The organism is Novosphingobium sp. MMS21-SN21R (assembly GCF_031846015.1).
In the GTDB taxonomy this organism is placed as follows: domain Bacteria; phylum Pseudomonadota; class Alphaproteobacteria; order Sphingomonadales; family Sphingomonadaceae; genus Novosphingobium.
In genome coordinates this window covers 3,079,731-3,103,393 of record NZ_JAVRDU010000001.1, presented here as the reverse complement: position 1 = coordinate 3,103,393, position 23,663 = coordinate 3,079,731, and the positions used below count along the sequence as shown (strand labels likewise).

Here is a 23,663-nt window from a genome sequence, read left to right as displayed (position 1 = left end):
TCAGCCGATCCTCCCTTCGCGCTTGATCGCGAGATATGCATCAAGCAGCCGCGTGCCGATCCTGTCGTGCGGGGCTTCGATCACGCGCACGCCAAGATGGCGCAGGCGCTGGAGCACCAGCGCGCGCTGGCGGACCAGCGAGGCGGCGGTGACGGCCTCGGCCACGGATTCCATGCCGGTGACCGGCGCGGAGACGATCCGCGCCATGTCGGCATCGGCCATGACCACGAACAGCACGACATGACGCTCGACCAGGCGTCCGACATTCTCGACCATCAGTTCGGCGCTGGTCGGGTCGGTAAAGTCCGAGAACAGCACGATCAGCGAGCGGCGCTGAAGACGCGCGGCGAGCGTTGACAGCGCGAGCGTGAAGTTCGGTTCACCGGGGTGATAGTCCAGCCCTGCCGCCGCGCGTTGCAACCTTGCAAAATCGCGGCTGGAAGTGACGAAGGGCGTGGCCACTTCGGGCCGCGCGGCAAAGCCGAACAGGGCGACCCGGTCCTGTGCTTTCAGCGCAACGTAGGCCGTGGTCAGCGCCGCCGTCACCGCGCGGTCGATGCGCGGGAGGCCCTCGATCGGTTCGCACATCGCCTGACCGCAATCGAAGGCGAAGACGATCTGGTTGTTGCGCTCGACCTCGTATTCCTTGGCGAAGAGGCGGGCGTGGCGGGCCGAACTTTTCCAGTCGATCCGGCGGCGATCCATGCCGGGTTCGTATTCTGCGAGCGCCTCGAATTCGGTGCCTTCGCCGCGAATGCGCCTGGCGATCAGGCCGAACTGGGCATCGCGCAGGAAGATCTGCAAAGCAGGGCTGCGCACCGGAGCGATGTTCGGCCAGACGCGCACGGAATCGCTCAAAACACGGCTGATCTGGCGATGGGCGAGGCCGAGCGGCCCGGTCCAACGCAGCCAGACGTGGCTAACCGCACCTGTCCCGCGCCGGGTGGGGCGCAAGGGTGCCGTACCGCTCCATGCCTCGTTTGCGGGTGCCAACGTGAGTTCAACGCGCCCGCCGGGGGCGAGCCTGGGGTCGCAGGCCAACGCGGCTTCGGGGCGGACGCGTGAGCCTGCGCGCACCAGATCGGCGAGCACAGTGAGCGTCGCCTCCTCGCCCACTTCGGCATCGGCAGGCACGATCACGCGCACGTCTTCCAGCGCACCGGCAAAGAGGCCGTCGAGCAACACCAGCACGAGCAGCGCGCCACCGAGTGCGGGCGCGGCGATCCATGCGCCAGGTGCGGCGGCTGCAAGGAGCAGCGCCAGCGGGGCGAGGCCCGCGACGATCAGCACCGCGCGCCGCGTGGGCAGCAAGGCGGCGGGACGGTTCAACGCGGGGCTTCCGTGCCTTCGACCAGAGCCGCGACAATCGCCTCGACCTGCTTGCCCTCGATCTCGGCAGCGGGGCTGAGCAGCAGGCGGTGGCGCAGGACCGCCGTGGCGAGCGCCTTGACGTCGTCGGGGATCACGTAGCTGCGCCCATCGAGCGCGGCCCGCGCCCTCGCAGCCCCTGCCAGCAGCACGGCGGCGCGGGGCGAGGCGCCTGCCACGAGGTCACCCGTTTCGCGCGTGGCGCGCACCAGCCGCACCACGTAATCGACGATTGAGTCGGCGAGCGTCACACTGGCGACGGCACTGTTGGCGCAGGCGAGTTCCGCGCTGTCCGTCACTGCCGCGATGCCCATCTCGGCGGGCTTGGGCGCGCCGCGCCCGTCGCCATAACGGGTGACGATGCGGGTCTCTTCCTCGGCGGAAGGGTAGCCGACCAGCAGCTTGAACAGGAAGCGGTCGAGCTGCGCTTCGGGCAGAGGATAGACGCCCTGGCTCTCGATCGGATTTTGCGTGGCGACCACCATGAAGCGGTCGGACAGGGCGTGTGCCTCGCCGTCGAGCGTTACCCGGCGTTCCTGCATCGCTTCCAATAGCGCGGCCTGTGTCTTGGGCGGGGTGCGGTTGATTTCGTCCGCCAGCAGCAATTCGTGGAAGATCGGCCCGCGCGTCAGGGTGAACTGGCTGGTCTGGAAGTTGAACAGGTTCGAGCCGAGAATGTCGCCCGGCATCAGGTCGGGCGTGAACTGGATACGGCCGAAATCCAGACCCAACGCGGCGGCGAGGCACTGTGCGAGGAATGTCTTGGCGGTGCCCGGCGGGCCTTCGAGCAGGACGTGCCCGCCCGCAAACAGCGCGACGAGGAGATGGTCCAGCACCTCTTCCTGCCCGACCACGGCCTTGCCCACTTCTGCGCGGATGCGGGCGGCGAGCGCGCCAAGGTCTTCAAGGGTCATTTCGCTCACGTCAGGTCCTTCTCGATCTGGTGAATCACGGCGGCGCGCCGGGTCAGGTCATGGGGTTTGCGCGCCGAACGCAGATGCGCGGCGGCGGCGGCAAAGCGCGGGCCGGGCAGGGCGCGGCGGTCCTGCGCGGCGTCGATCATTGCCTCGGTGTCTTCTGGCGATTTTCCGCGCGGCAAGCCGAGCGCCTGCGCGATCCGCTCGCGCGCGGCATCGGCATAGGGCGCGGCGACAAGATGGACGCGGCCCGCGCGGCGGATAAGCCCGGCTGCATTGGCCACCAGCGCCGCCTTGCCGTGTGCGATCTCCGGCCCGCCCTGCAGCGCGGGGCCAAAGCGATGAAACGCGCGCCACGCCACCGCGAGCGCGGCCAGCAGCAGGCATAGCGTCGCGGCAAGGAACGGCGGCTCGAACGCCAGCTTCAGGAGGTTGCGGCTGGCGCCAAAGCCGTTGAATGTCATGTCAAAGGCGATCGGCTGGCCGCGATTGTCGGCGGTCGCCAGCACGAGGTCGCGGGCGAGCAAGGCGGTGTCCCTGTCGGCAAGGCCCCAGTTGTCGAGCAGATCCGGTTCGAACACCAATACGACGGGATAACGGTCTTCATCCTCACCGCCATAATCGGGATCGACTCCGGCCAGATCGTTCAGCGCGGGATAGTAGCCGTCGTCGTCCAGCCAAGCGGCGAGGATCTTGCCGTTGCCCGCATTGACGATGGGGATGAGGCCCTTGCCCGACCCGGTTTCGACCTGCCGGTCATCAGGCAGTATCCCGCGTCTTGTGCCCACGCGCCAGCCACCGACCGGAGCGGCCTTCTCGCCCCCGATGTCGACCGTCACAGTGTCGGCAAAGCCCTTCCACTCGGGCGCGCTGGTGTTGAGAATCTGCACCCAGCCGCGCTTGGCCTTCTTCGAGTTGATCCCCATCGCGAACCATTTCGGCAGTACTACCAGCGTCGGCCCGACATAGCGCCGCGCCTCGACCACTTTGGCGATCTCCTTGCCGTCGGCTTCGGTGGGCGGGGTCAGGATCAGCAGGCCGGGCTGGGTTTCGATACTGCGCCGGTTGCGCTGGCGGACAACGTCGAGCCCTTCGGCTTCGAGCATTTTCGCAAGGCCCGCATAGCCGTTGAGGCCATGCCCTCCGACATGTGCGCCACCGTTGTTGCCGCTGCCGCCGGTGCTGTTGCCTAGGAACCAGAGCAGCGCGACGAAGGCCAGTGCGCCGACCAGCAGCATGCCGATCACGGTCGAGCGCGGGAAGGGTGATTCAGGCGCGCTCAAGCCCCTGCCTCCAGCCGTTCAATGGCAAAGCGGGCATAGGCCTCGCGCGCCTTGGCCCAATCGCCCGAATCGAGTGCGCGCAGGGCGTAGCGGGCGCGTTCAACCATGGCGGCGATTTCGGCGAAGGCGGCGCGCGCAGCATGGGGAAGGCCTGCAAGCCCGCCGATCTCACGAGCGGTGCTGGAAGGGCTGAGCCAGTCAGGCCGGGCGCGTGCGATCTGGCCGATACTGCGCTTGAGCAAAAGGTGCGCCGCTTCGTCGAAACGGCCTTGCGCGGCCAAGGCGTCGGCATCCGCCAGCAGCGCCAGCGCCTCTTCTCTTGCGGGCGTCCAGGTGGGGGCGGCCACCTTGCCTTGGCGCTTGCGTTCGCGCCACAGGGGCCAGAGCAGCGACCAGGCGATCCATAGAACGCAAAGGCCGGCGCCGATCAGCAGCGCGAGTTCGACCCAGCCCCAGCTTGCGCCCAGCACGCGGCCCAGCGGGGAGAGCAGCCATTCGAGAAAGCGGCCAAGCGCCTTCAACCATTCGGGCGTCACCGGCACCGGATCAGGAGGGACCGGGGCGAACTGGATATCGCCCGCATCGCGCATGGCGCGCCACGCGGCATCAGCCGCTGCAGCGTCGTTCGTTGCCGTATTTGCCGCCGCAGGTGCCGTCACCCGCTCTTCGTTGCATGCGGGCCTGAATCGGGCAAGCCCAACTAGCCCCGGATACGCTCCATCGGGTAGGTGCCGAGCATGCGAAGTCGCTTGGCAAAATAGCCGAGTTCGTCAAACGCGCGATCGACAGCCGGATCGCCGGGCGCCCCGACGATGTCGGCGAAAAATTCGGTCGCGGCAAAGCTCGCCCCGCGCTGGTAGCTTTCCAGCTTGGTCATGTTGACGCCGTTGGTGGCGAAGCCGCCAAGCGCCTTGTAGAGCGCGGCGGGAATGTTGCGCACCTCGAACACGAAGGTGGTCATCGCCGGGACGGTGATCCTGGCGGGTTCGAGCGGTGTTTTTGCCAGAATCACGAAGCGCGTGGTGTTGTCGTGCGCGTCCTCGACATTGTCCTCGATAACCTTGAGGCCATAGAGATCCGCCGCGATGCGCGGCGCGAGGGCGGCGACGGTGGGATCGCCAAGTTCCGCGACATAAGCCGCCGCGCCCGCCGTATCGGCATAGCTCATCGGCACGATGCCACGTTCCCGCAAGTAGAAGCGCGATTGCCCCAGCGCCTGCGGGTGGCTGTAGGCTGCGGTGAAGGGACCATCGCCCAGCGCCATCAGGCTGGCGTGGATTTCGAGAAAATGCTCCCCCACGATCGACAATCCGCTTTCCGGCAAAAGGAAGTGGATGTCCGCCACTCGGCCATGCTGCGAGTTCTCGATCGGGATGATCGCCTGCCCTGCGCGGCCTTCCTTCACTGCGTCCAAGGCATCCTCGAACGAGAAGCAGGGCAGCGGGAGACAATCCGGCAAGGCCTCTAGCGCGGCCCGGTGCGAGTTCGCACCGGGTGCGCCCTGAAACGATACGGCGCGCGGCGGATCGGCCTTGGCGGCGGCGGCCATCTGCTCGACAAGGACGAGCGCGGGGGCGGGATAGCTCTGCATGATGCCCGCGCGATTAGGCTTCTGCGCCATTTGCGGCAAGTGACATTACTTTTGGGTGTCAAAGCATCTTGCGCTGCGGCGGGCCGCTCACTAGAGCGTGCCGCAACTCGCGCGGGGGCCGGCAGGGTGTCGGCGTGCGCCAATGGGGCTCGTAAATGGACGATCGTTTCAACACCATCGCCGGGTGGACCTTGTTCGGGGGCATCGTGGCTCTGGGACTTTCCAGTCTTTCGGCCCACTACTTCCTGGCAGACAAGGAACATCGCCCTGAGCAGATGGGCTATGCGATCGAAGGCGTAGAGGAAGAAGGCGGCGCTGCTGCAGCCGATCTGCCTCTGCCGAATCTGCTCGCCGCTGGCGATGTGAAGGCTGGCGAGGCGATCTTTGCCAAGTGCAAGGCCTGCCACACGGCCGAACAGGGCGGCGCCAACGGCATCGGCCCGAATCTCTATGGCGTAGTGGGCGAAGCCGCTGCAGCGGGCCGGGGTGGATACGCGTTCTCCGACGCGCTGAAGGCCAAGGGCGGAAACTGGGACTTTGCCAACCTTGATGCGTGGCTGAAGAATCCCAAGGCCTATGCCGATGGCACCAAGATGTCGTTCGCTGGCCTGCCCAAGGCGCAGGACCGCGCCAACGTCATTCTCTATCTCAATTCGCTCGGCACCAACCTGCCATTGCCTGCGCCGGTTGCGGCGCCTGCGGCTGGCGCGGCTCCTGCTGCCGTTGCCGTGGTCGGTGACGCTGCCAAGGGTGAAGCGACTTTCGCCAAGTGCAAGGCCTGCCACACCATCGATCAGGGCGGTGCCAACGGTATCGGTCCGAATCTGTGGGCTGTCGCCGGTGAAAAGGTTGCAGGCGACCGCGGCGGCTATGCGTTCTCGGATGCGCTGAAGGCCAAGGGCGGCGTCTGGGATGATGCTACGCTCGACGCTTGGCTGCTTGGTCCTGCCAAGTTCGCAGCTGGCACCAAGATGACCTTCGCAGGCCTGCCCGATGCGCAACAGCGCGCGGACGTGATCGCGTACCTCAATACGAAGAAGTAGGCTTCTTCGGCTTAGGCTGAAACACGACAGGGCGTTCGGAGCAATCCGGGCGCCCTTTTCACATGGCCGATCGTGCTTGTTGCAGGTGCCGAGACTGTCGCGCACACTAGGTCCTGACCCTAAGTCCGCCCGATGCCAGGAGCCTATTCCATGCGCTTGATCGTTGCCTTGCCGCTGGCCTTGTCCGCCATTGCCGCCCCCGTTTGTGCAGCACCGTCCGCCCCGGCCATGACTCTCGACGGGACCTGGACCGTCGATCTATCTACTGATCCCGCCCAGCCTTACACAAAGCCGATGGTGCTGGCGCTCCAGCCCGGCGGAACCGTGACGGGCAGCTTCTACGAAAGCGAGATTCTGGCTGGACGCTGGAAGACCGATCGCGGCCGCACTTGCGTCAGTTTCCGTACGACCGATGGGGCAGGGCCGTACCACACGGCAGCCTGTCTTGTTGGTGACCGGGTGGAGGGGCAGACCTGGGCCGAGCAGCGCAATTTCCTGTTTAACTGGAACGCGGCGCGGGCAGTTCCAGTGCAATGATCCGGTTCAGGCGAGACAAGCCTCGGCCATGATCGTTGCCCCGAGAGTGTCGGGTTCCACCGGCTCGTACTGGTCGGCTCCGTCGGTTGTTACCGCGTTTCGCGCAAGTACGGCACCATCGCTGGCATAGTCGGTCGAGGCGGCGACAAGGGCGCGGCGACCGACGCAATCATACTGGAGCAGCACTATGCGCCGTCCGGTGTCGAGGCCTGTTGCCATGGCAAAGTCGAATCCTGCCCAGACTTGCCGTACCTGAAAGGTACGCGCTTCGGTCGGCGGCAATTCACGCACCGATTCGCGCCGGACCAGCACTTCGGTGCGATCCTGTGCGACACCGACGACTCTCCAGCCTGCGCTCCACCCTTGCGCCAGTGCCCCGCCTGAGAAGCCGAGGAGTGCAAAAGGGAGCAGAACTTTGCGAAACGGGGTCATCGGGTGGCTCCAGAACATGCGGGTAAGGTTTCGATAACCATCCCGCGCACCTGCGCCAGCTACGTGTTTGCCCTCAGTCCCGCGATGCGACACAACGCGCGGGACAACCTAACGTCCTATTCGGCCCGCCCCTTGAAGCCTTGCGCGATCACGTACCACTCGGACGAGTCCTTTCGGCTCGATGGTGGCTTGGCGTGCTTCACCGTGGTGAAGTTCTTCTTGAGGATCGTCAGCAGCTCTGCATCGGTGCCGCCCGCAAACACCTTTGCCACGAACGCCCCGCCGGGCGCGAGAGTGGTGATGGCAAAGTCCACCGCCGTTTCCACAAGGCCCATCGTGCGCAAGTGGTCGGTCTGCTTGTGACCAACGGTGTTGGCGGCCATGTCTGACACGACAAGGTCGGGCGGCCCGTCCAGCGCGCCCTGCAGCGCAGCGGGGGCCTCGTCGGCCATGAAGTCCATCTCGAAGATGATTACGCCCTCGATCGGCTCGGTCGGCAACAGATCGATGCCCACGACTTTGGCGCCGGGGTTCTTCTTGCGAACGACCTGGCTCCAGCCGCCGGGCGCAATGCCGAGGTCGACCACGCGCTGTGCACCGCGTAGCAGGCCAAACTTCTCGTCGAGTTCGATGAGCTTGAAGGCGGCGCGGCTTCGCCAGCCTTCGGCGCGGGCCTGCTTCACATATGGATCGTTGATCTGGCGCGTGAGCCAGCGCGACGAGGATGCCGTGCGCTTCTTGGCGGTGCGCAAGCGTTCGTGCGGGTCTTTGCCTGAGCGGCTCATGCGGCATGGTTCCGTTGGTGTGGCGCGCGTGCCGGATCGGCTCCGCCGGCCATAAGGCTGCGCAGGATGCCTTCGCGTATCCCGCGGTCAGCGATGCCCAGCCGTTCGGCCGGCCAGATCGCCAGAATCGATTCGAGGATGGCGCAGCCTGCCACTACGAGATCGGAGCGTTCGCGCCCGATGCAGGGCAGTGCGATCCGTTCGGCGGGCGACATCTGCGACAGGCGGCGGCTGATGTCGCGCATCGAATCGGAGGGCACGACGAGCCCGTCTACCGCGCGCCTGTCATACTGCGGCAGTTCCAGATGGAGGCTGGCGAGCGTGGTCACCGTGCCGCTGGTGCCGAGCAGACGGATCAGGCCCATGTCGCGCGCCTCGTCGCGCACCGGGGCGACGCGCTGCGCGAAATCGGCAAACCCTTCGTCCACGCGGCGGCGCATTTCGGCATAGGCATGGGCACGGGCCTCGGGGGAGTCCTCAATCGGGCCGACACTTTCGGTCAGTGAGACGACGCCCCATGGTGCCGATTGCCAATCGACGATGCGCGGGACAGTCTCGCCGGTTTCTACCAGCACCATCTCGGTCGATCCGCCGCCGATGTCGAAGATCATCGCCGGGCCATCGCCCTGTTCGAGCAGGATGTGGCAGCCGAGCACGGCGAGGCGCGCTTCTTCCTGCGCGGTGATGATGTTGAGGCGAATGCCGGTTTCATCGCGCACACGCTGAATGAAATCGGCCCCGTTGCTGGCGCGGCGGCAGGCCTCGGTCGCCACCGAGCGGGCGAGGTGGACGTTGCGCTTGCGCAGCTTGTCGGCACAGACGTGCAGCGCGGCCAGCGCGCGGTCCATTGCCGCATCCGAAAGCCGCCCGGTCTGCGCAAGGCCCTCGCCCAGCCGGACGACGCGGCTGAACGCATCGATCACCACGAAGTGCTCACCGGAAGGCCGGGCAATCAGCAAGCGGCAGTTGTTGGTGCCAAGATCGATCGCGGCATAGGCCTGCCGGTGATGAGGAAGCGGCTTCTGCCAGGTGGGCGGGCGTTCGAGCGTGGGCGCAGGCGTTGCTGTGATTTCGGCTGCGCAAGGCGGCGCGGCCATCGTTTCCTGCACGTCACCGCCCAAAGGTGCGGGCGGCCTGGTCTTGCCGGCGGACTTGGGCGGGAACGGGCTCCCGGCATTGCTCTTAGGCGGTCGGGGCTTGCCTCGCCCCTTCTTCCTGCCGGATCGCACACTATGCCCACTGGCCGGCGGATTGGTCTCCGCCATGAATCGTATTCGCTTATGTTTTCCCGTGCCGCGTGATGCCTGCCGGGTACTTGGATGCAATGCTAGCGCTGCCGCGCCTTGCCCGCAAGGCCAGCCCCCAAAAATGCTGTTTCTCCGGGTTGACTCATGGCAGGCCGCCGCTTAATTGCGCGCCTCTTGCTGCCCCGTCGTCTAATGGTAAGACACCGGTTTCTGATACCGTTTATCGAGGTTCGAGTCCTCGCGGGGCATCCATCTTCTTCCATAGCTGTCACCGAAGGCGCGTTTCGCGCCCTCTTGCGCTTTTGCGTGTGTGGCCCGACTTATGGGCCATGACCGAAGAAGAAAAACAGCACGATCTGACCAAGCGCAAGTTCTACAAGGCCGAGCAGGAAGCCGGTTTTGCAGATACCCATCCCAAGACCACCCCGCAGCAACAGGACCCGGCCTATCGGCTGGCTTTCCGCGATACCGACTTTCTGCTGCGCGAGGAATTGCGACCGGTGCGCTTCCAGCTGGAACTGCTCAAGCCGGACATGCTGCTCGATGAAGCGGCGATCGGATCGACGCTGGTAATGTATGGTTCGGCGCGTATCCCCTCGCCCGACATGGCCGACGCGGCTCTGGCCACGGCGACGACGCCGGAACGCAAGGCGGTCATCGAGCGGCTGGTCGCCAAGGCGCACTACTACGAGGAAGCGCGCAAGCTGGCGCAGATTGCCAGCACATGCGGGATCGTCGAAGACGGCAAGCGCCAGTTCGTGATCTGCTCCGGTGGCGGGCCTTCGATCATGGAGGCGGCCAATCGCGGCGCGCAGGAAGCGGGCGCGGAATCGATCGGGCTGAACATCGTTCTGCCGCATGAGCAGGCGCCCAACAGCTACGTCACGCCGCATCTGTCATTCCAGTTCCACTACTTTGCCTTGCGCAAGATGCACTTCCTGTTGCGCGCGCGGGCGGTGGCCGTGTTCCCCGGCGGATTCGGCACGTTCGACGAGTTCTTCGAGCTGCTGACACTGGTCCAGACCGGCAAGATGAAGCCGATCCCGATCCTGCTGTTCGGCGGCGACTACTGGAACCGCGTGATCAATTTCCAGGCCCTGGCCGAGGAAGGCGTGATCAACTTCGAGGATCTCGAGCTGTTCACCGTCGTCGAAACGGCGGACGATGCCTGGGCGCATATCGTCAAGTTCTACGATCTCGATTGCGGGTGACGCCTGTGATCCATACGCCCCGGCTGGTGCTGCGGCGCGTGCGCGAGACGGAGGATTTCGGCCCGATGCACGCAATCATGGGCCAGCCTCGGGCGATGGCGTACTGGTCCACGCCGCCGCATGACAGCGAGGACCAGACGCGCGAATGGCTGGCCAACATGGCCGCCATCGAACCTGCGCTGGGCGAGGATTTCATTGTCGAGCACGAGGGCCGGGTAATCGGCAAGGCGGGGTTCTACCGCTTTCCCGATCTTGGATACCTGTTCGATCCGGCAGTATGGGGCCAGGGCTTTGCCCGCGAGGCGGTGGGCGCGGTGATCGCTCGCGGGTTTGACGTGCATCACCTGCCGCGCATTCAGGCCGATGTGGACCCGCGCAACAAGGCCTCGCTCCGCTTGCTCGAATGGCTGGGCTTTACCGAAACCCACCGGCAGGCGCGGACCTGGCTGGTGGGCGATGAATGGTGCGACAGCGTCTACTTCGTGCTGACCCGTGAAGACTGGGATCAACGCACTGCCTGATGCCCGAGCGGGCCGTGGCCTGCGCCAAAGCCGGGGGCGGCGAGCAGGGCGGCGCGGACGAATTCGCGCGCGTCCTCCACCGCCTCTTCAAGGCTGGCCCCGCTGGCGAGCAGCGTGGCAATGGCGCTCGACAGGGTGCAGCCGGTGCCGTGCGTGTGGTGAGTGTCAATGCGCGGTGCGGTCCACACTTTGTCGATGAGGCCGGGTATTACCAACCGGTCGATGACGTCCGGACCATCGGCGTCGCCGCCCTTGGCGATATAGGCAATCCCTCGCGCCTGCATCGCCGCATTGCCGCCCAGCGCTTCAAGTTCGGGCACGTTGGGCGTGGTCAGAGTGGCGAGCACCATCAGCCGCTCGAACGCAACGATGGTGGCCGCGTCGGCCAGCGCGGCGCCGCTGGTGGCAATCATCACCGGATCGAATACGACGGGCACCGACAGGCGTTCAAGCCTGTCGGCCACTACCGCCGCGATCTCGGGCGAACCCAGCATCCCGATCTTGACCGCATCCACGCCGATGTCGTTCACGCAGGCATCGATCTGCGCCGCGACCATCGCGGGATCGACTGGCAGGACTGCGTGGACGCCCGTCGTGTCCTGTGCAGTCAGGGCGCAGATGGCGGTCATCGCGTAGCCACCGAGCATGGTGATTGTCTTGATGTCGGCCTGAATACCGGCACCGCCGCCCGAGTCCGAGCCGGCGATGGAGAGGATGCGAGGTGGGGTCATGGCGCTGGGCTAGGGTAGTGCGCGTGCTTCGACAAGCTCAGCACGATCAGGCCTTTTGTCATTCAAGCTACTCTCCGCTCATCCTGAGCGTGTCGAAGGATTGAACTTGCGCTCTGTCGAAGGTGGGTGCTTGGCTTGGAGCGCCTTTGCGCGCGCCGGGCGGTCCATCAGTTCGCCGCCGCAATTGGGGCAGCGGTCGTCGAGATCGTCGGCACATTCGGCGCAGAAGGTACATTCGAACGAGCAGATGAACGCGCCCGGGGCCTCGGCGGGAAGGTCTGTGCCGCAGCGTTCGCAATCGGGGCGCATTTCGAGCATCAGGCGGCCTTCCGCACGGCGTTGCAAATCGCGTCGACAACGGCTTCGACTTCGGCGGCATCGTCGCCTTCGGCCATGACGCGGATGACCGGTTCGGTGCCGGAGGGGCGGATAACCAGACGGCCCTTGCCCGCAAGCCGTGCTTCAGCGTCGGCGATTACGTCCTTGACGCTTTGCGCTTCCAGCGGCTTTCCACCCGCAAAACGCACGTTCTTGAGGATCTGCGGCACCGGATCGAACTGGTGGAGCAGCTCGCTTGCGGGTTTGCCCGATGAGACCAGCGCGGCCAGTACTTGCAGCGCGGCCACGGTGCCGTCGCCCGTGGTGGCGTGATCAGTGAGGATCATGTGGCCCGACTGTTCGCCGCCGACGTTGAACCCGCCCGAGCGCATGCGTTCGAGAACGTAGCGGTCGCCCACCGAGGTGCGCTCGAGCGTCAGGCCCTGCGCATTGAGGTGGCGTTCCAGCCCGAGGTTGGACATGACCGTGGCGACGACGCCGCCGCCGCGAAGTTCGCCGCGCGCCGCCAGTTGCGTGCCGATCAGCGCCATGATCTGGTCACCATCGACCGTCTGGCTCTTCTCGTCCACCACGATCAGGCGGTCGGCGTCGCCATCCAAGGCGATGCCGATATCGGCACGTGTCTCGCGCACTTTGGCCTTGATCGCGTCGAGGTGGGTTGAGCCGACATTCAGGTTTATGTTCTTGCCATTGGGTTCGACGCCCATCGCGATCACTTCGGCGCCGAGTTCCCACAGGGCCGAGGGCGTGACGTGATAGGCCGCGCCGTTGGCGCAATCGATCACGATGCGCAGGCCGTCCAATCGCAGGTTGTCGGGCAGGCTGGCCTTGACCGCATGGATATAACGCCCGCGCGCATCCTCGATCCGGCGGGCACGGCCGACGTGGGTCGCGTCCGCCAATTCCATGTCCTGTTCGAGCATGGCTTCTATGCTGAGCTCGGCCTCGTCGGACAGCTTGTACCCGTCAGGCCCGAACAGCTTTATGCCGTTGTCCTCGAACGGGTTGTGGCTGGCCGAAATCATCACGCCGAGATCCGCGCGCATCGAGCGGGTGAGCATGGCGACGGCGGGAGTGGGCATCGGCCCGAGCAGGACCACGTCCATGCCGACCGAGGTGAACCCCGCCACCATCGCGCTTTCCATCATGTAGCCCGACAGGCGGGTGTCCTTGCCGATGACCACGCGGTGGCGGTGGTCGCCGCGCTGGAAATAGGTCCCGGCGGCCTGTCCCACCTTCATCGCGGTCGCGGCGGTCATCACGCCGGCATTGGTCCGGCCCCGGATGCCGTCGGTGCCGAAGAACTTGCGTGCCATGGAAAGGCTCTTCCCTCTAGTCCGTGCCGCAAGCGCGGCGTGCTGCATTGCTATGGGGCGCGACATAGCTAATGTCATCTAAGATGACCTTACCGACGCCTGAAAATTCGTCCGATTCAAAATCGAATGTGGCCTTGCCGCCCATCGCGCAAGTTCCCGCCATGTGGACGTTCATCGGCCTCGTCGGCGGATTGCTCGGCGGGTTGGCGGTAGCCTTCCTTGCGCCGCAAGCACTGCCGCTGGTCGAGACATGGGTGAAGCCCGTTGGCGAGATGTGGCTGCGCGCCCTGCAGGCGACGATCGTGCCGCTGGTGGCGGCTCTGCTGTTTACCGGCGTGACGCAAACCGTGGCAATGGCCAGCGCGGGTGCGATGGCGCGGCGCAGCCTTGGCATGTTCCTTGGGGTGCTGTCGTTCAGCGCCTTGACCGCAATTCTGGTGACGCCGGTTCTGCTCAAACTCCTGCCGATCCCGGCAGAAGCAGGCGCTGCGTTGCGCACCAGCCTTGCCGCGGCCGAGGCCGGGCCGGTGCCGGGTGTTGCCGAGTTCTTGCGCTCAATCGTGCCGACCAACGTGATCGACGCTGCCGCCAATGACCGCATGTTGCCGATGATCCTGTTCGTGGCGGTATTCGCGCTGGCAGTAGGGCGGTTGGCGGGCGCGCAGCGCGAGGTGATGACGACGTTTTTCGCCGCGCTCGCCTCGGCCATGCTTGTGATGATCGGCTGGGTGCTGGCGCTCGCCCCCATTGGCGTGTTCGCGTTGAGCATGGCGGTGGCCGCTTCCAGCGGGACGGCGGCTATTGGCGCACTGGCGCACTATGTGCTGATCCTGTTGCTGACCGGATCTGTGGTTCTGGTGGCGGGTTATGTCTTTGCAGTGGCCATTGCGCGACAACCATTGGGTGCGTTTGTGCGTGCGATGCTGCCTGTGCAGACCATCGCGCTCTCGACCCAGTCGTCGCTCGCGTCCTTGCCGGCAATGCTCGGCGCTTGCGGCAGGCTGGGAGTGCGCGAGACGACGTCGGAATTCGTGATGCCGCTGGCCGTGGCGCTGTTCCGCGCGACCAGTCCGGTAATGAACCTTGCCGTCGCGATCTATGTCGCCAATCTTTATGGCGTTCCCCTCTCCCCGATGCTGATGGTTTCGGCGTGGATCGTGGCGATTCTCGTGTCGCTGAGTTCGGTCAGCCTGCCCGGATCTATCAGCTTCGTCGCGTCCGTGGGGCCGATTGCCATTGCCATGAACACCCCGATCGCGCCGTTGGCCTTGCTTGTGGCGGTCGAGGTGCTGCCCGACCTGCTGCGCACGGTGGGCAATGTGACTTTCGACGTGGCAGTGACCGCAGCAGTGGATCGCAGGACGCGCTGACGAGAGCGCAGTTTCTGCAATTGCAGGGCAGCGAATTTCAACCGGAAATCAGCTTCGTGTCGCCGTCTGGTGACGCAACCGATGCGCGCCTCGCGCGTTGGTGGCCGATACGAAATTGCATCAAGGACGCTGACCGATCATGGCCATTACCCTGCCCCCGCTGCCCTATCCCGATACTGCGCTCGAGCCTGCCATTTCGGCAACAACGCTGCAGACCCACCACGGCAAGCATCACAAGGCCTATGTCGACAAGACCAACGCCGCTATCGAAGGCACTGATCTTGCTGAGACCAGTCTTGAAGGCATCATCGCCGCTGCAGAACGCAATGGCGACAAGGGCCTGTTCAATAACGCGGCGCAGTGCTGGAACCACGCGTTCTACTGGAACAGCCTGACGCCCGAAGCAACCGCGCCGACAGGCGAGTTTGCCAGCCTGATCGACAACACTTTCGGCTCGTTCGACAAGCTGAAGGAAGAACTGGCGGCGCAGGGCGCGGCGCATTTTGCCTCGGGCTGGGTGTGGCTGGTGGTGAAGGGCGGCAAGCTTGCGGTCGAGCAGACCCATGACGCGGCGACGTTTTCGGTTGGCGAGATCAAGCCACTGCTGGTGATCGACCTGTGGGAGCACGCTTACTATCTCGATCACAAGAACCTGCGGCCCGATTACCTCAAGGCCGTGATCGACAAGCATCTGAACTGGCATTTCGCCACCGAAAACATGGCGCACGAGGGCATCTGGACTTATCCCGCCTGAGGTTCCTGTGCCGGGTCGTCCTCGTCCATCCCGGCAAGGCGACCCGGTTCGAACAGAGCTTCGCCGAACAGGAATCCGACGAGATTGGGCTTGCCGATATGGTCGAGCAGCGCGGAAATCGTCAGCAGGATCGGTACGGACAGCAGCGCACCCAACACGCCCCAGATCCATGAAAAGTAGCTGATCGAAATCAGGATCGCGACGGGATTCAGGGTGAAGCGCGCGCCAAGGATCGATGGCGTGACCACGTTCGATTCCACCGCGTGCAACCCGAGATAGGCGACCATCGGGATGAGGCCTACGCCGACGCTGGGTGCGGTGCCGAGGCCGACCAGACCGATCAGGCCCATCAGCATGAGTGGGCCGATATAGGGCAGGAAGTTGAGCACGAAGGCGAGGCCGCCCCACATGATCGGGGCGGTCAGGCCGAACGCCCATGCGCCTGCGGCCACCAACATTCCCACACCAAAATTCACCAGCGCCACGGTCAGGATGTAGCTGCCGACGCGCTCTTGAACGTCGCGCAGGACACGTGCGAGCCGGACCGAAGCGTTGAACGAGTGCCGGTCGAACAGGATGCGTCGCTTCATGCGGATACGCGATTCGATCATGAAAAACGTCATCAGCAGGGTCAGTAGCACTTCGAGAATGACGCTGGGTGTGGCGAAGGCGACCTGTTCGATCACCGAGGGGCTGGCGACAACCACTTCGCGCGTAGAGGTGTGGCCAGTGATCCGGGCAAGCTGGCGGTTGACGTCAGCCACCCATGACAGGCTGCCGCGCAGTTCAGCAAAGCGGCGGGCAACCTGCCGGGCGAGCGCGGGTACCTGGTCTACCATCACGTACGCGGGCTGGAGGATCAGTAGCAGCGCGACCAGCACCACCGCGATCAAAGCGAGGATCGCGATCAGCGATGCCATCATGTTCGGCACGCCCCAGCGCGTCAGCCGGTCAGCCAGAGGTGCCAGCACGATCGTGAAGATCATCGCGGTCACCGGCGGAAGGAACACGACCGAGCCAATTGAAAGCACGAATGGCAGCGCAAGGAACAGCCCCAGCCCAAGCACGAGCAGGATGGCCGATTGCAGCCGCGCGCGCTGATCGGGCAGAGATTCGGCAGGAGGGGCAGATTCGGGCAAAATCGGCTGGTTCACCTTGGGAGACGCCCTGACGCTGGAAGTGGGTTATCTCCTTCCACTGCCGATGCGTGCCGATCAAGTCATGCTTTTGTTTGCACCACTGAATTGCGGCAGTGCGTTGCCGTGATGCAAGAACGCCAGCAGGTTCAGTGCTGGTGCCCGGCCTGCACAGTGCGGTCGAGTTCACCCATGATTGCGGTGTGCGCCACGGCGTCTTCAGTACTGCGGCGCGGAATTTGCCCACTTTCAATCATCTGGGTAAGCGTTGCGCGGGCGCGGCCGACGCGGCTCTTGATTGTACCTACGGCGCAACCGCAGATCTGCGCGGCTTCTTCGTAGCTGAACCCGCCAGCGCCCACGAGAAGCAGAGCCTCGCGCCGTTCGGGGGGCAAAGTCAGAAGCGCGCGGTGCATGTCGGACAGGTGCATCGGGCCTTCCTGCGCCGCCGGGGCGACGAGGATGCGTTCGGCGACCGTCTCGTCGTAATCCGCGCGGAAGCGGTTGCGGCGCATGTCGGTCAGGTAGGCGTTGCGCAGGATGACGAAAGTCCAGGCGCGCATCGACGTGCCCGGCTCGAACCGCTCCTGCGCGGCCCAGGCCTTGAGCAGAGTCTCCTGCACGAGATCGTCGGCAAGGTCAGGACGCCCGCAGAGACCGCGAGCAAATGCGCGAAGGTGCGGGATGACGCCCGTCAGCTCGCGCTTGAACGAGACCGGGTCAATAGCCGGTCGGGGTGACATGTCGGGCTCAGCCATGCGACGGATCGTCAAGCTGATCGAGCAGTTTTGCGAAGCTGTCGGGGAGCGGTTCGTCAACGACGGAATCGTAGAGGCGTTTCAGCCCGTCTGCCCATTCCGGCGTTTGCGGTTTACCACCCCGCCCACGCTGTTGGCCGGGTTTCATCGGTTTTTCTTTCGACATTCGATCTGTCAACGCCTCCCCCTCCAGGGAAAATCCAAGTGACCGCAAGGGCGCGGCAGATGCTGTGTTTACACCTCTGCAACTGCTGCACCAGCAATTGCAGATGGTCCTTTGGATGTGGAACGATATGGATTGCCGTCGGTTCCCGCTTCACACTCGCGCGTCGGCAATTCCTTTGCCGCGCGATTGGTGCAATGGATGGAACGGTGGACTGATCGGGATCGTTCCTGATGGCTTTTCCGCGATGGAGGAACAAGGCGCGCAATGGAGAAGCTTCTCGCCCAGAAGAAGCTGAACCCGCGGTGGTACGAGCGGTTTCCGCGCGGCCTGCCGATCGGGATTTTCAGCCTGACCATGGCGGTAGCTCTGCTCAGCGTCTTCGCGATCGAAAACGCCGAGGATAGTCGACAGACCGCGCAGATTGCGCAGACGGCGCAGGCGGTCGCCTCCGGGCTTGAGCGTCGGTCGAATGCCAATGCGGCTTATCTGCGATCAAGCGCAGCCCTGTTTGCCACCCAGCAAATGGTCGAGGCACCGCTGTTCCGCACGTTCATCAAGCAACTCCATCTTGATGGCCGCTATGTCGGTTCCGACGGAATCGGGTGGACGATGAAGATCTACCGCGACGACATCCCGACGGTCGAGGCGATCATGCGCAGCGGGGCGGCTCCGCAATTCGCAGTCCGCCCCACCCCTGAACCCGGCCGCCCCTTCGTGTTGCCGGTTATGTTCCTCGAACCCGATTCAGTTCGCAACCGCCGCGCCATCGGCTTCGACATGTATTCCGAAAGCGTCAGGCGAGCCGCAATGAAAGCGGCGGAGCGAAGCGGCCAGCCCACGGCTACGGGACACGTCGTGCTGCAGCAGGAAGGGCGCCCTGACGGGCCGCCCGGCTTCCTCGTGTTCATGCCGGTCTATTCGCTCGGCGCCGATGAAAGCGCGCGCAAGCTGCGCGGCTTCGTCTACTCGCCGTTCAATGCCCAGCGGTTTCTCGAATCCTCGATCGATACAGGTCACCTCGATGGAGCAGGGGTCCGCCTGTACGATCTGGATACCCGGGGGCAGACCCTGCTCGCTGAAGTTTCGCCTGCGCAGGTTTCAGGACAAGTCAACCGGCGCCCCATCGATATTGCCGGGCACCGGTTCCTGCTGGAAATCGAGGCCCCGGCCACACCGCTGTTCACGACGATGTCAGTGATGACGCTGTTGTTCGGGCTGCTGGTGGCGACGCTACTGCTGGTGCTGGCGCGCATTCTCACCGAACAGGCAGCGGAAGACCGCATCGCTCTCGCGTGGTTCGAGCAGCAGTCCTCGATCCGCAACTCGCTGACCCGGGAACTCAATCACCGCGTCAAGAACACCCTCGCCAACGTGCTGTCGATCATCTCGCTGACGCGGCGGCGCGCGACCAGCCTGCCCGAATTTGCCGACAGTCTGGAAGGCCGCATCCGCGCGCTGTCAGCCACGCATGATCTGTTGACACGTTCGGACTGGGGCACGACGCCGATCTCGCTGGTCATCCGCGCCGAGCTTGCGCCCTATGCGCAGGACGAGCACCGCCATCTGGTGATCGAGGGGCCGGAAGTGGATCTCGCGCCGAACGACGCGCTTTCGCTCGGTCTTGCCATTCACGAACTGGCGACGAATGCGGCCAAATACGGTGCGCTCAGCGTCGAAAACGGGCGCGTCTTCGTCGAATGGGAAATGGCGGGTGAAGACCTCGCCCGGATCGAGTGGCTGGAGCGGGGTGGTCCGCTTATCGATCCCGAACAACAGCGCAAGCGCGGCTTCGGCACCGAATTGATCGAGAAGATCGTTGCCCACGAATTGCGCCATCCGGTCGATCTGCGTTTCGAACCTGAAGGGGTGCGCTGCGTCCTGCTGATCCCGGTGCGCCGCCGCAGCGACTTCACCATGCGGCAGGGGCGCTCCTGAGGCATGCAAAAGGGGCCGCGCCTGGCAGGCACGGCCCCTTTGTTGTTTGGTTTGACGCGTGCCGCGTATCAGTCGAGCGGACGGCTCGATCCGAAGAACAGCGCCTGGCTGATCGCGGTGCGGACCGTCTGTTCCTGAAACGGCTTGGTGACGAGGTAAGTCGGCTCGGGCCGGTCGCCTGTCAGCAGTCGTTCGGGATAGGCGGTGATGAAGATAACCGGCACCGACCCAATACGCAGGATGTCGTCCACTGCGTCGAGGCCGGAACTGCCGTCGGCCAGCTGGATGTCGGCAAGCACAAGGCCGGGGCGTTCACGCGCGACGATTTCCAGTGCCTTGGTGCGCGTCGCGGCCATGCCGCAGACTTCATGGCCAAGCGAGCGCACGAGGTCTTCAAGCTGCATCGAGATCAGCGGTTCGTCCTCGATGATCAGGACCGAGGTGGCGGATTCGCGGTCGATCTCGGCAATGGCGTCCTGTACCAGCCGCTCGACCTCTTCAGGCTCGCAGCCCATGATGTAGGCGGTGTCGTCGATGCTGAAGTCTTCCAGCGTGGTCAGCAGCAGGGCCTGACGGTTGGTCGGTGTCATCGCCGCGAGGCGTTCCTGCGCGGCGGCTTCGTGATCGCCGAGCAGTCCCGACGAACGATCCACCGTGTCGACATAGGCGGTCGACCAGACGCGGTTGAACGCGTGGTACAACTGCGCGCGACCCTCTCCGATGGTGCTGCGAAGTTCATCGTCCGCCAAAGCGGCTTCGAGCGTGGCGCGCACGAACGAGTCCCCAGCGGACTGACTGCCGGTCAGCGCGCGCGCGTAACGGCGAAGATATGGGAGTTGATTTGCAACTTTGGCACCCAGAGACATTCGTACCCCTTCCGATCAGTATCGTGCGCCACAACGCGTGAGACAGTCCACCGGTTCCCGGGCAAGGGCAAGGGCTATTCGCGCAATGGGTCGGCCACCAGCACTGCCCATTCGGCCAGAATATCGGGCGATACCGGCTTGCGGAACTGCGCAGCGAATGAATGCGCATCGGGAATGGCATCGGAATCGTAGGCCGAACTGATTGCTACGGCGCAGCCTGCGTCGTGAAGGAGCATCGCCAGATCGAGTGTGTTGCCGTCCGGCAGGTGCAGGTCGAGCAGCGCTGCGACTGGCTGGCGCCGCGCCAGCAGGCGCTTCGCAGAGACGAGCGTTGTCGCCACTTCCACAGCGAAGCCACGCTCGGTCAAAGCGTCTTCGATTGCCATCGCCACCAGAACACTGTCCTCGACGACCAAGGCAAGCGGCGGCTCCGCATTGTTCTGCACGACGTTCAGCCCCGGATCCCCACATGCCATAAGCCGCGATAGGGCACATCGCGGGAACAAACCCTGTCTTTTGACATAGCGCCGCTGCGGCCGCACATGCTTGGTGCGGCAAGGCGTGGGGAAACAGATGGCACGAGACGACGAAACAGGGGAAATTTCGGTAAACGCGGGCTCGCGCTGTGCCGATTGTCCGCTGGCGACATGTGAGGGATTGCGCCAGCCGCCCCCCGACCTGCGCGGCTGGATCGCGGCGTTTCGTCAGGGCGAGGCCCAGTTCCTCCGGGGTGAACAGGTGATCACGCAAGGCGCCCGCCCGCGCAACCTCTATACCGTCTTGTCCGGCATCCTTATGCGCACCCGGCTTCTCGAAGATGGTCGCCGCCAGATTATCAATTTCATGTTTCCGGGCGACTTCATCGGGCTTCAGGCCGCGCTCGACGACGAGATGAGCCATTCGGTCGAGGCGGTCACCTCGGCTACGCTCTGCGTGTTCCCGCGCGACCGGTTCTTCGATCTGGTGACCAGCCAGCCGCGCCTGTCGTTCGACCTGACCTGGCTTGCCGCGCACGAGGAAGCCGCACTGGAGGAGCACATCGTCTCGCTCGGGCAGCGCAATGCGCGGGAGCGGATGGCCGCGCTCGCAGTGTTCCTCGTCCAGCGCGCCATCGATACCGGTTTCGCGCCGGGCGGGGTGCTGGCGATGACTGTGACGCAGGGCCAGATCGCAGACATGCTCGGCCTGTCGCTGGTCCACACCAACCGGACGTTGCAGGCCCTGAGGCGCATGGGTCTGGTCGACTGGACGCTGACCTCGATCCGCATTCCCGATATGGTGGCGGCCCGCGATTTTGCCGGAATAGAAAGTTCCGCATTGGCATCGCCCCGCCCATATATCTGACGTGAAATGCGGTTAGTATTTGAAAATAAAACCGAATAAAATTTTCATCCGGCCGGGAACCCCTGCGATTTCAGGTCGTTTTATCCTTGTCACCGCCGAGACCCCCCCTCCCGTCCAAGCGGTGGTGATACGATCCCGAAAGGTCCCCGTCGGAAACGGCGGGGACCTTTTTTAACGGCTCGGATGCCCCGGCCACGCCTTCATGGTGGTGTGGCCGGGGATACCGGTAACGGCAATATCAGCTGTGGCTGGAAAACGCGTCGCGTATGCGGCTTATCAGGCCAGCCGGCCGCTCGCGATGTATCAACGAAACCAGATCGGTCGTTCGGAAGGGCTTGGGCAGGACATGGCCGAGCCGCGCGGCTGAAAGCGGGATCGATTGCGGCGTCGCCGTCGTGAACACAACCAGCGGGGGCGTTTCGCCAAGCTGGATCGCAAGCTCGGCCAAGGCCCAGCCATCATCACGGTCGGCAAGATGAACATCGAGCACGAGCAGGGCAGGGACAGAGTGGGACAATGCTTCCATCGCCTCGGCAATACTCGGGCAGATCGACACGGGATCAGCGCCGGCCTCTGCCAGCGCCTCGGCTATGTCCAGAGCGATCAGGGCATCGTCCTCGACCACCAGTGCGGATCCAAGCGCGCGGCGCTTGCGCGGCAGTGAGGGTTTCCCCCGATTCTGGCCTTGCTCGAGCACTTGGCGAATTCCCTCATGGCGTATGGACCACAACTCCGCCATGCGCGAGCCGGTTCCGCTCTTCCGGTAACCGTTACGGGCGAAATCAGAGCGGCTTGTCGTAAATCACGTAAACCTTGTTGATGTGGCTGTCGATTGCCTCGGCAATCGCGTTCATCCCCTGATTGTCTTCAAGGATCCAGCCGATCTCGCCGCGCGTCGCGCCATACTCGCGGATGGCATTGCGGCGGATGTATTCGATCATCATAAAGGCGAGCTGGCTGGCAAGGCGCGAGGATTGCAGCCGCTTGCGCACGCCCATCAGCGGCACGCGCATCGTGCGCACCTTGGGCTTGCGCAGCCACAACAGCAGCTTGGCCCAGTTGAACGGGAGCATTTTCCCGCCCATCGGCTTGATCGCTTCGTTGAGGTCAGGCAGCGTCATCATGAACGCGACCGGCTCCCCTTCGTACTCCGCGACCATGATGAGGTCCTCGCGTACGATCGGCTTGAATTTCTTGCCAGCATACATGATTTCGGTGTCGGAAAACGGCACGAAACCCCAGTTGTCGGACCACGCATCGTTGAGGATGTCGAGGATCAGCGCAGCTTCCTGATCGAACTTCGACCGCTCCACCTGGCGGATGCGGATCTTCGGGTTCTTTTCGCCCGACGCGATGATGCGCTGAATGAGGGGCGGGAATTCCTTTGTGATATCAAGCTCGTAGGTGTTGAGGGTCTTGGCCGGTTGGTAGCCCAGCGCCTTGATGTAGTCGTTGTATCGCTCGGGCTGGTGGCCCATCATCACCGTCGGCGGATGGTCGAAGCCCTTGACCAGCTGGCCCGGTTCTTCCCAGATCGACATCGAGATCGGCGCCAGCACGCGGTTCATGCCCTTGCCGCGCAGCCACTCTTCGGCGCGGGCGATGAGCGCGTTGGCAACAGTCTCGTCCTCGGCTTCCAGCAGACCCCAGTTGCCCGTGCCCGGACCCATGCCCTGCGACGGGTCCATCGCAATGGCGAGATGATCGATATGCGCCGATATGCGCCCGACCACTGCGTCCCCTCGGCGCGCAAGAAAAAGCTGCACGTCGGCATGTTCGAAAAACGGGTTCTTGCCCGGCGTGATCAATTCCTCGGCTTCCATGCGCAGCGGCGGCACCCAGTGCGGATCACTGGCGTTGATGCGATAGGCGAGGTCGATAAAGGCCTTGCGGTCGGCCTTGCCGGAAACGGGAGTGATGATTACTTCGCCCTGAGCCACGATCTTGCCTTTGTTTGCGGGTAAGCGGAAATTTGACCGGGGAACTGCGGTTCAATCCGGTGCAATGTCAAGC

The 23,663-nt window shown here is 64.4% G+C and carries 26 protein-coding genes and 1 tRNA gene; 9 read left to right on the top strand and 18 right to left on the bottom strand.

Annotated features, from left to right (window positions below; all coding sequences use genetic code 11):
* From RM192_RS15080 to RM192_RS15060, 5 genes are read right to left on the bottom strand one after another with little or no spacing between them, the layout of a single operon-like run.
* Nucleotides 1-1,329: a DUF58 domain-containing protein gene (locus RM192_RS15080; protein ID WP_311508379.1), complete on the bottom strand. Its 1,329-nt coding sequence runs from the start codon at nt 1,327-1,329 to the stop codon at nt 1-3.
* Nucleotides 1,326-2,282, bottom strand: a complete 957-nt coding sequence (locus tag RM192_RS15075; RefSeq protein WP_311508643.1) for a MoxR family ATPase — start codon at nt 2,280-2,282, stop codon at nt 1,326-1,328. Before RM192_RS15075 ends, RM192_RS15080 begins: the two co-directional genes overlap by 4 nt.
* Before the next feature lie 5 nt (nt 2,283-2,287).
* On the bottom strand, nt 2,288-3,568 hold the full coding sequence (locus RM192_RS15070) for a DUF4350 domain-containing protein (protein WP_311508378.1): 1,281 nt from the start codon (nt 3,566-3,568) through the stop codon (nt 2,288-2,290).
* Nucleotides 3,565-4,227: a DUF4129 domain-containing protein gene (locus RM192_RS15065; protein ID WP_311508377.1), complete on the bottom strand. Its 663-nt coding sequence runs from the start codon at nt 4,225-4,227 to the stop codon at nt 3,565-3,567. The genes RM192_RS15070 and RM192_RS15065 overlap by 4 nt, the downstream gene beginning before the upstream one ends.
* 41 nt (nt 4,228-4,268) lie before the next feature.
* Complete coding sequence (locus RM192_RS15060; protein ID WP_311508642.1) at nt 4,269-5,159, bottom strand: prephenate dehydratase; 891 nt, start codon at nt 5,157-5,159, stop codon at nt 4,269-4,271.
* A gap of 155 nt (nt 5,160-5,314) precedes the next feature.
* Here RM192_RS15060 and RM192_RS15055 point away from each other — a divergent pair, with 155 nt between their 5' ends.
* The gene (locus RM192_RS15055) at nt 5,315-6,202 is read left to right on the top strand and encodes a c-type cytochrome (protein ID WP_311508375.1); all 888 of its coding nucleotides are present in this window, start codon (nt 5,315-5,317) and stop codon (nt 6,200-6,202) included.
* A 150-nt stretch (nt 6,203-6,352) separates the two neighbouring features.
* Nucleotides 6,353-6,739: a hypothetical protein gene (locus RM192_RS15050; protein WP_311508374.1), complete on the top strand. Its 387-nt coding sequence runs from the start codon at nt 6,353-6,355 to the stop codon at nt 6,737-6,739.
* Nucleotides 6,740-6,745: 6 nt separating this feature from the next.
* Here the strand turns inward: RM192_RS15050 and RM192_RS15045 are convergent, their stop codons facing one another.
* From RM192_RS15045 to RM192_RS15035, 3 genes are all read right to left on the bottom strand, one after another.
* Nucleotides 6,746-7,171, bottom strand: coding sequence for a surface-adhesin E family protein (locus RM192_RS15045; RefSeq protein WP_311508373.1), 426 nt, complete (start codon nt 7,169-7,171; stop codon nt 6,746-6,748).
* Between the two features lie 116 nt (nt 7,172-7,287).
* Nucleotides 7,288-7,956 (bottom strand): RlmE family RNA methyltransferase, encoded by a 669-nt coding sequence (locus RM192_RS15040; RefSeq protein WP_311508372.1) that lies wholly within the window; start codon nt 7,954-7,956, stop codon nt 7,288-7,290.
* A complete protein-coding gene (locus tag RM192_RS15035; RefSeq protein ID WP_311508371.1) occupies nt 7,953-9,221 on the bottom strand; it encodes a Ppx/GppA family phosphatase in 1,269 nt (422 codons plus the stop codon). Before RM192_RS15035 ends, RM192_RS15040 begins: the two co-directional genes overlap by 4 nt.
* 160 nt (nt 9,222-9,381) lie before the next feature.
* On the opposite strand from RM192_RS15035, the gene RM192_RS15030 reads away from it, so the two are divergent.
* The 3 genes from RM192_RS15030 (at nt 9,382) to RM192_RS15020 (ending at nt 10,935) form a co-directional block, all read left to right on the top strand.
* Nucleotides 9,382-9,455, top strand: a tRNA-Gln gene (locus RM192_RS15030).
* Between the two features lie 77 nt (nt 9,456-9,532).
* Nucleotides 9,533-10,414 carry a TIGR00730 family Rossman fold protein gene (locus RM192_RS15025; protein WP_311508370.1) on the top strand — a complete coding sequence of 294 codons (882 nt, stop codon included), beginning with the start codon at nt 9,533-9,535 and terminating at the stop codon, nt 10,412-10,414.
* A 5-nt stretch (nt 10,415-10,419) separates the two neighbouring features.
* On the top strand, nt 10,420-10,935 hold the full coding sequence (locus RM192_RS15020; protein WP_311508369.1) for a GNAT family N-acetyltransferase: 516 nt from the start codon (nt 10,420-10,422) through the stop codon (nt 10,933-10,935).
* Here RM192_RS15020 and thiD read toward each other — a convergent pair.
* From thiD to glmM, 3 genes are all read right to left on the bottom strand, one after another.
* Nucleotides 10,920-11,666 carry a bifunctional hydroxymethylpyrimidine kinase/phosphomethylpyrimidine kinase gene (thiD, locus tag RM192_RS15015; protein ID WP_311508368.1) on the bottom strand — a complete coding sequence of 249 codons (747 nt, stop codon included), beginning with the start codon at nt 11,664-11,666 and terminating at the stop codon, nt 10,920-10,922. The genes RM192_RS15020 and thiD overlap by 16 nt on opposite strands.
* A gap of 78 nt (nt 11,667-11,744) precedes the next feature.
* Nucleotides 11,745-11,984 (bottom strand): DUF1272 domain-containing protein, encoded by a 240-nt coding sequence (locus RM192_RS15010; RefSeq protein ID WP_311508367.1) that lies wholly within the window; start codon nt 11,982-11,984, stop codon nt 11,745-11,747.
* Nucleotides 11,984-13,321, bottom strand: coding sequence for a phosphoglucosamine mutase (gene glmM, locus RM192_RS15005; RefSeq protein WP_311508366.1), 1,338 nt, complete (start codon nt 13,319-13,321; stop codon nt 11,984-11,986). Before glmM ends, RM192_RS15010 begins: the two co-directional genes overlap by 1 nt.
* Before the next feature lie 83 nt (nt 13,322-13,404).
* Here glmM and RM192_RS15000 point away from each other — a divergent pair, with 83 nt between their 5' ends.
* Both RM192_RS15000 and RM192_RS14995 read left to right on the top strand, forming a co-directional pair.
* Complete coding sequence (locus RM192_RS15000) at nt 13,405-14,691, top strand: cation:dicarboxylate symporter family transporter (RefSeq protein WP_311508365.1); 1,287 nt, start codon at nt 13,405-13,407, stop codon at nt 14,689-14,691.
* Between the two features lie 139 nt (nt 14,692-14,830).
* A complete protein-coding gene (locus RM192_RS14995) occupies nt 14,831-15,445 on the top strand; it encodes a superoxide dismutase (protein WP_311508364.1) in 615 nt (204 codons plus the stop codon).
* Here the strand turns inward: RM192_RS14995 and RM192_RS14990 are convergent.
* The 3 genes from RM192_RS14990 to RM192_RS14980 all read right to left on the bottom strand — a co-directional run bounded on the left by RM192_RS14990 (nt 15,433) and on the right by RM192_RS14980 (nt 17,487).
* Nucleotides 15,433-16,599, bottom strand: coding sequence for an AI-2E family transporter (locus tag RM192_RS14990; RefSeq protein ID WP_311508363.1), 1,167 nt, complete (start codon nt 16,597-16,599; stop codon nt 15,433-15,435). The genes RM192_RS14995 and RM192_RS14990 overlap by 13 nt on opposite strands.
* Nucleotides 16,600-16,730: 131 nt before the next feature.
* Nucleotides 16,731-17,339, bottom strand: a complete 609-nt coding sequence (locus tag RM192_RS14985; protein ID WP_311508362.1) for a sigma-70 family RNA polymerase sigma factor — start codon at nt 17,337-17,339, stop codon at nt 16,731-16,733.
* Nucleotides 17,332-17,487 carry a NepR family anti-sigma factor gene (locus RM192_RS14980; protein ID WP_311508361.1) on the bottom strand — a complete coding sequence of 52 codons (156 nt, stop codon included), beginning with the start codon at nt 17,485-17,487 and terminating at the stop codon, nt 17,332-17,334. Before RM192_RS14980 ends, RM192_RS14985 begins: the two co-directional genes overlap by 8 nt.
* Before the next feature lie 282 nt (nt 17,488-17,769).
* Between RM192_RS14980 and RM192_RS14975 the strand changes: the two genes are divergently transcribed.
* On the top strand, nt 17,770-19,440 hold the full coding sequence (locus RM192_RS14975; protein ID WP_311508360.1) for a CHASE domain-containing protein: 1,671 nt from the start codon (nt 17,770-17,772) through the stop codon (nt 19,438-19,440).
* A 68-nt stretch (nt 19,441-19,508) separates the two neighbouring features.
* Here RM192_RS14975 and RM192_RS14970 read toward each other — a convergent pair whose 3' ends face one another.
* Both RM192_RS14970 and RM192_RS14965 read right to left on the bottom strand, forming a co-directional pair.
* The gene (locus RM192_RS14970; protein WP_311508359.1) at nt 19,509-20,306 is read right to left on the bottom strand and encodes a response regulator; all 798 of its coding nucleotides are present in this window, start codon (nt 20,304-20,306) and stop codon (nt 19,509-19,511) included.
* 74 nt (nt 20,307-20,380) lie between these two features.
* The gene (locus tag RM192_RS14965; RefSeq protein ID WP_311508358.1) at nt 20,381-20,752 is read right to left on the bottom strand and encodes a response regulator; all 372 of its coding nucleotides are present in this window, start codon (nt 20,750-20,752) and stop codon (nt 20,381-20,383) included.
* Nucleotides 20,753-20,879: 127 nt separating this feature from the next.
* Between RM192_RS14965 and RM192_RS14960 the strand changes: the two genes are divergently transcribed.
* Nucleotides 20,880-21,650: a Crp/Fnr family transcriptional regulator gene (locus tag RM192_RS14960; protein ID WP_311508357.1), complete on the top strand. Its 771-nt coding sequence runs from the start codon at nt 20,880-20,882 to the stop codon at nt 21,648-21,650.
* Nucleotides 21,651-21,888: 238 nt separating this feature from the next.
* Here RM192_RS14960 and RM192_RS14955 read toward each other — a convergent pair whose 3' ends face one another.
* Nucleotides 21,889-22,347, bottom strand: a complete 459-nt coding sequence (locus RM192_RS14955) for a response regulator (protein WP_311508356.1) — start codon at nt 22,345-22,347, stop codon at nt 21,889-21,891.
* 85 nt (nt 22,348-22,432) lie between these two features.
* The gene (locus tag RM192_RS14950; protein WP_311508355.1) at nt 22,433-23,590 is read right to left on the bottom strand and encodes an N-acetyltransferase; all 1,158 of its coding nucleotides are present in this window, start codon (nt 23,588-23,590) and stop codon (nt 22,433-22,435) included.
* Between the last annotated feature and the right edge of the window lie 73 nt (nt 23,591-23,663).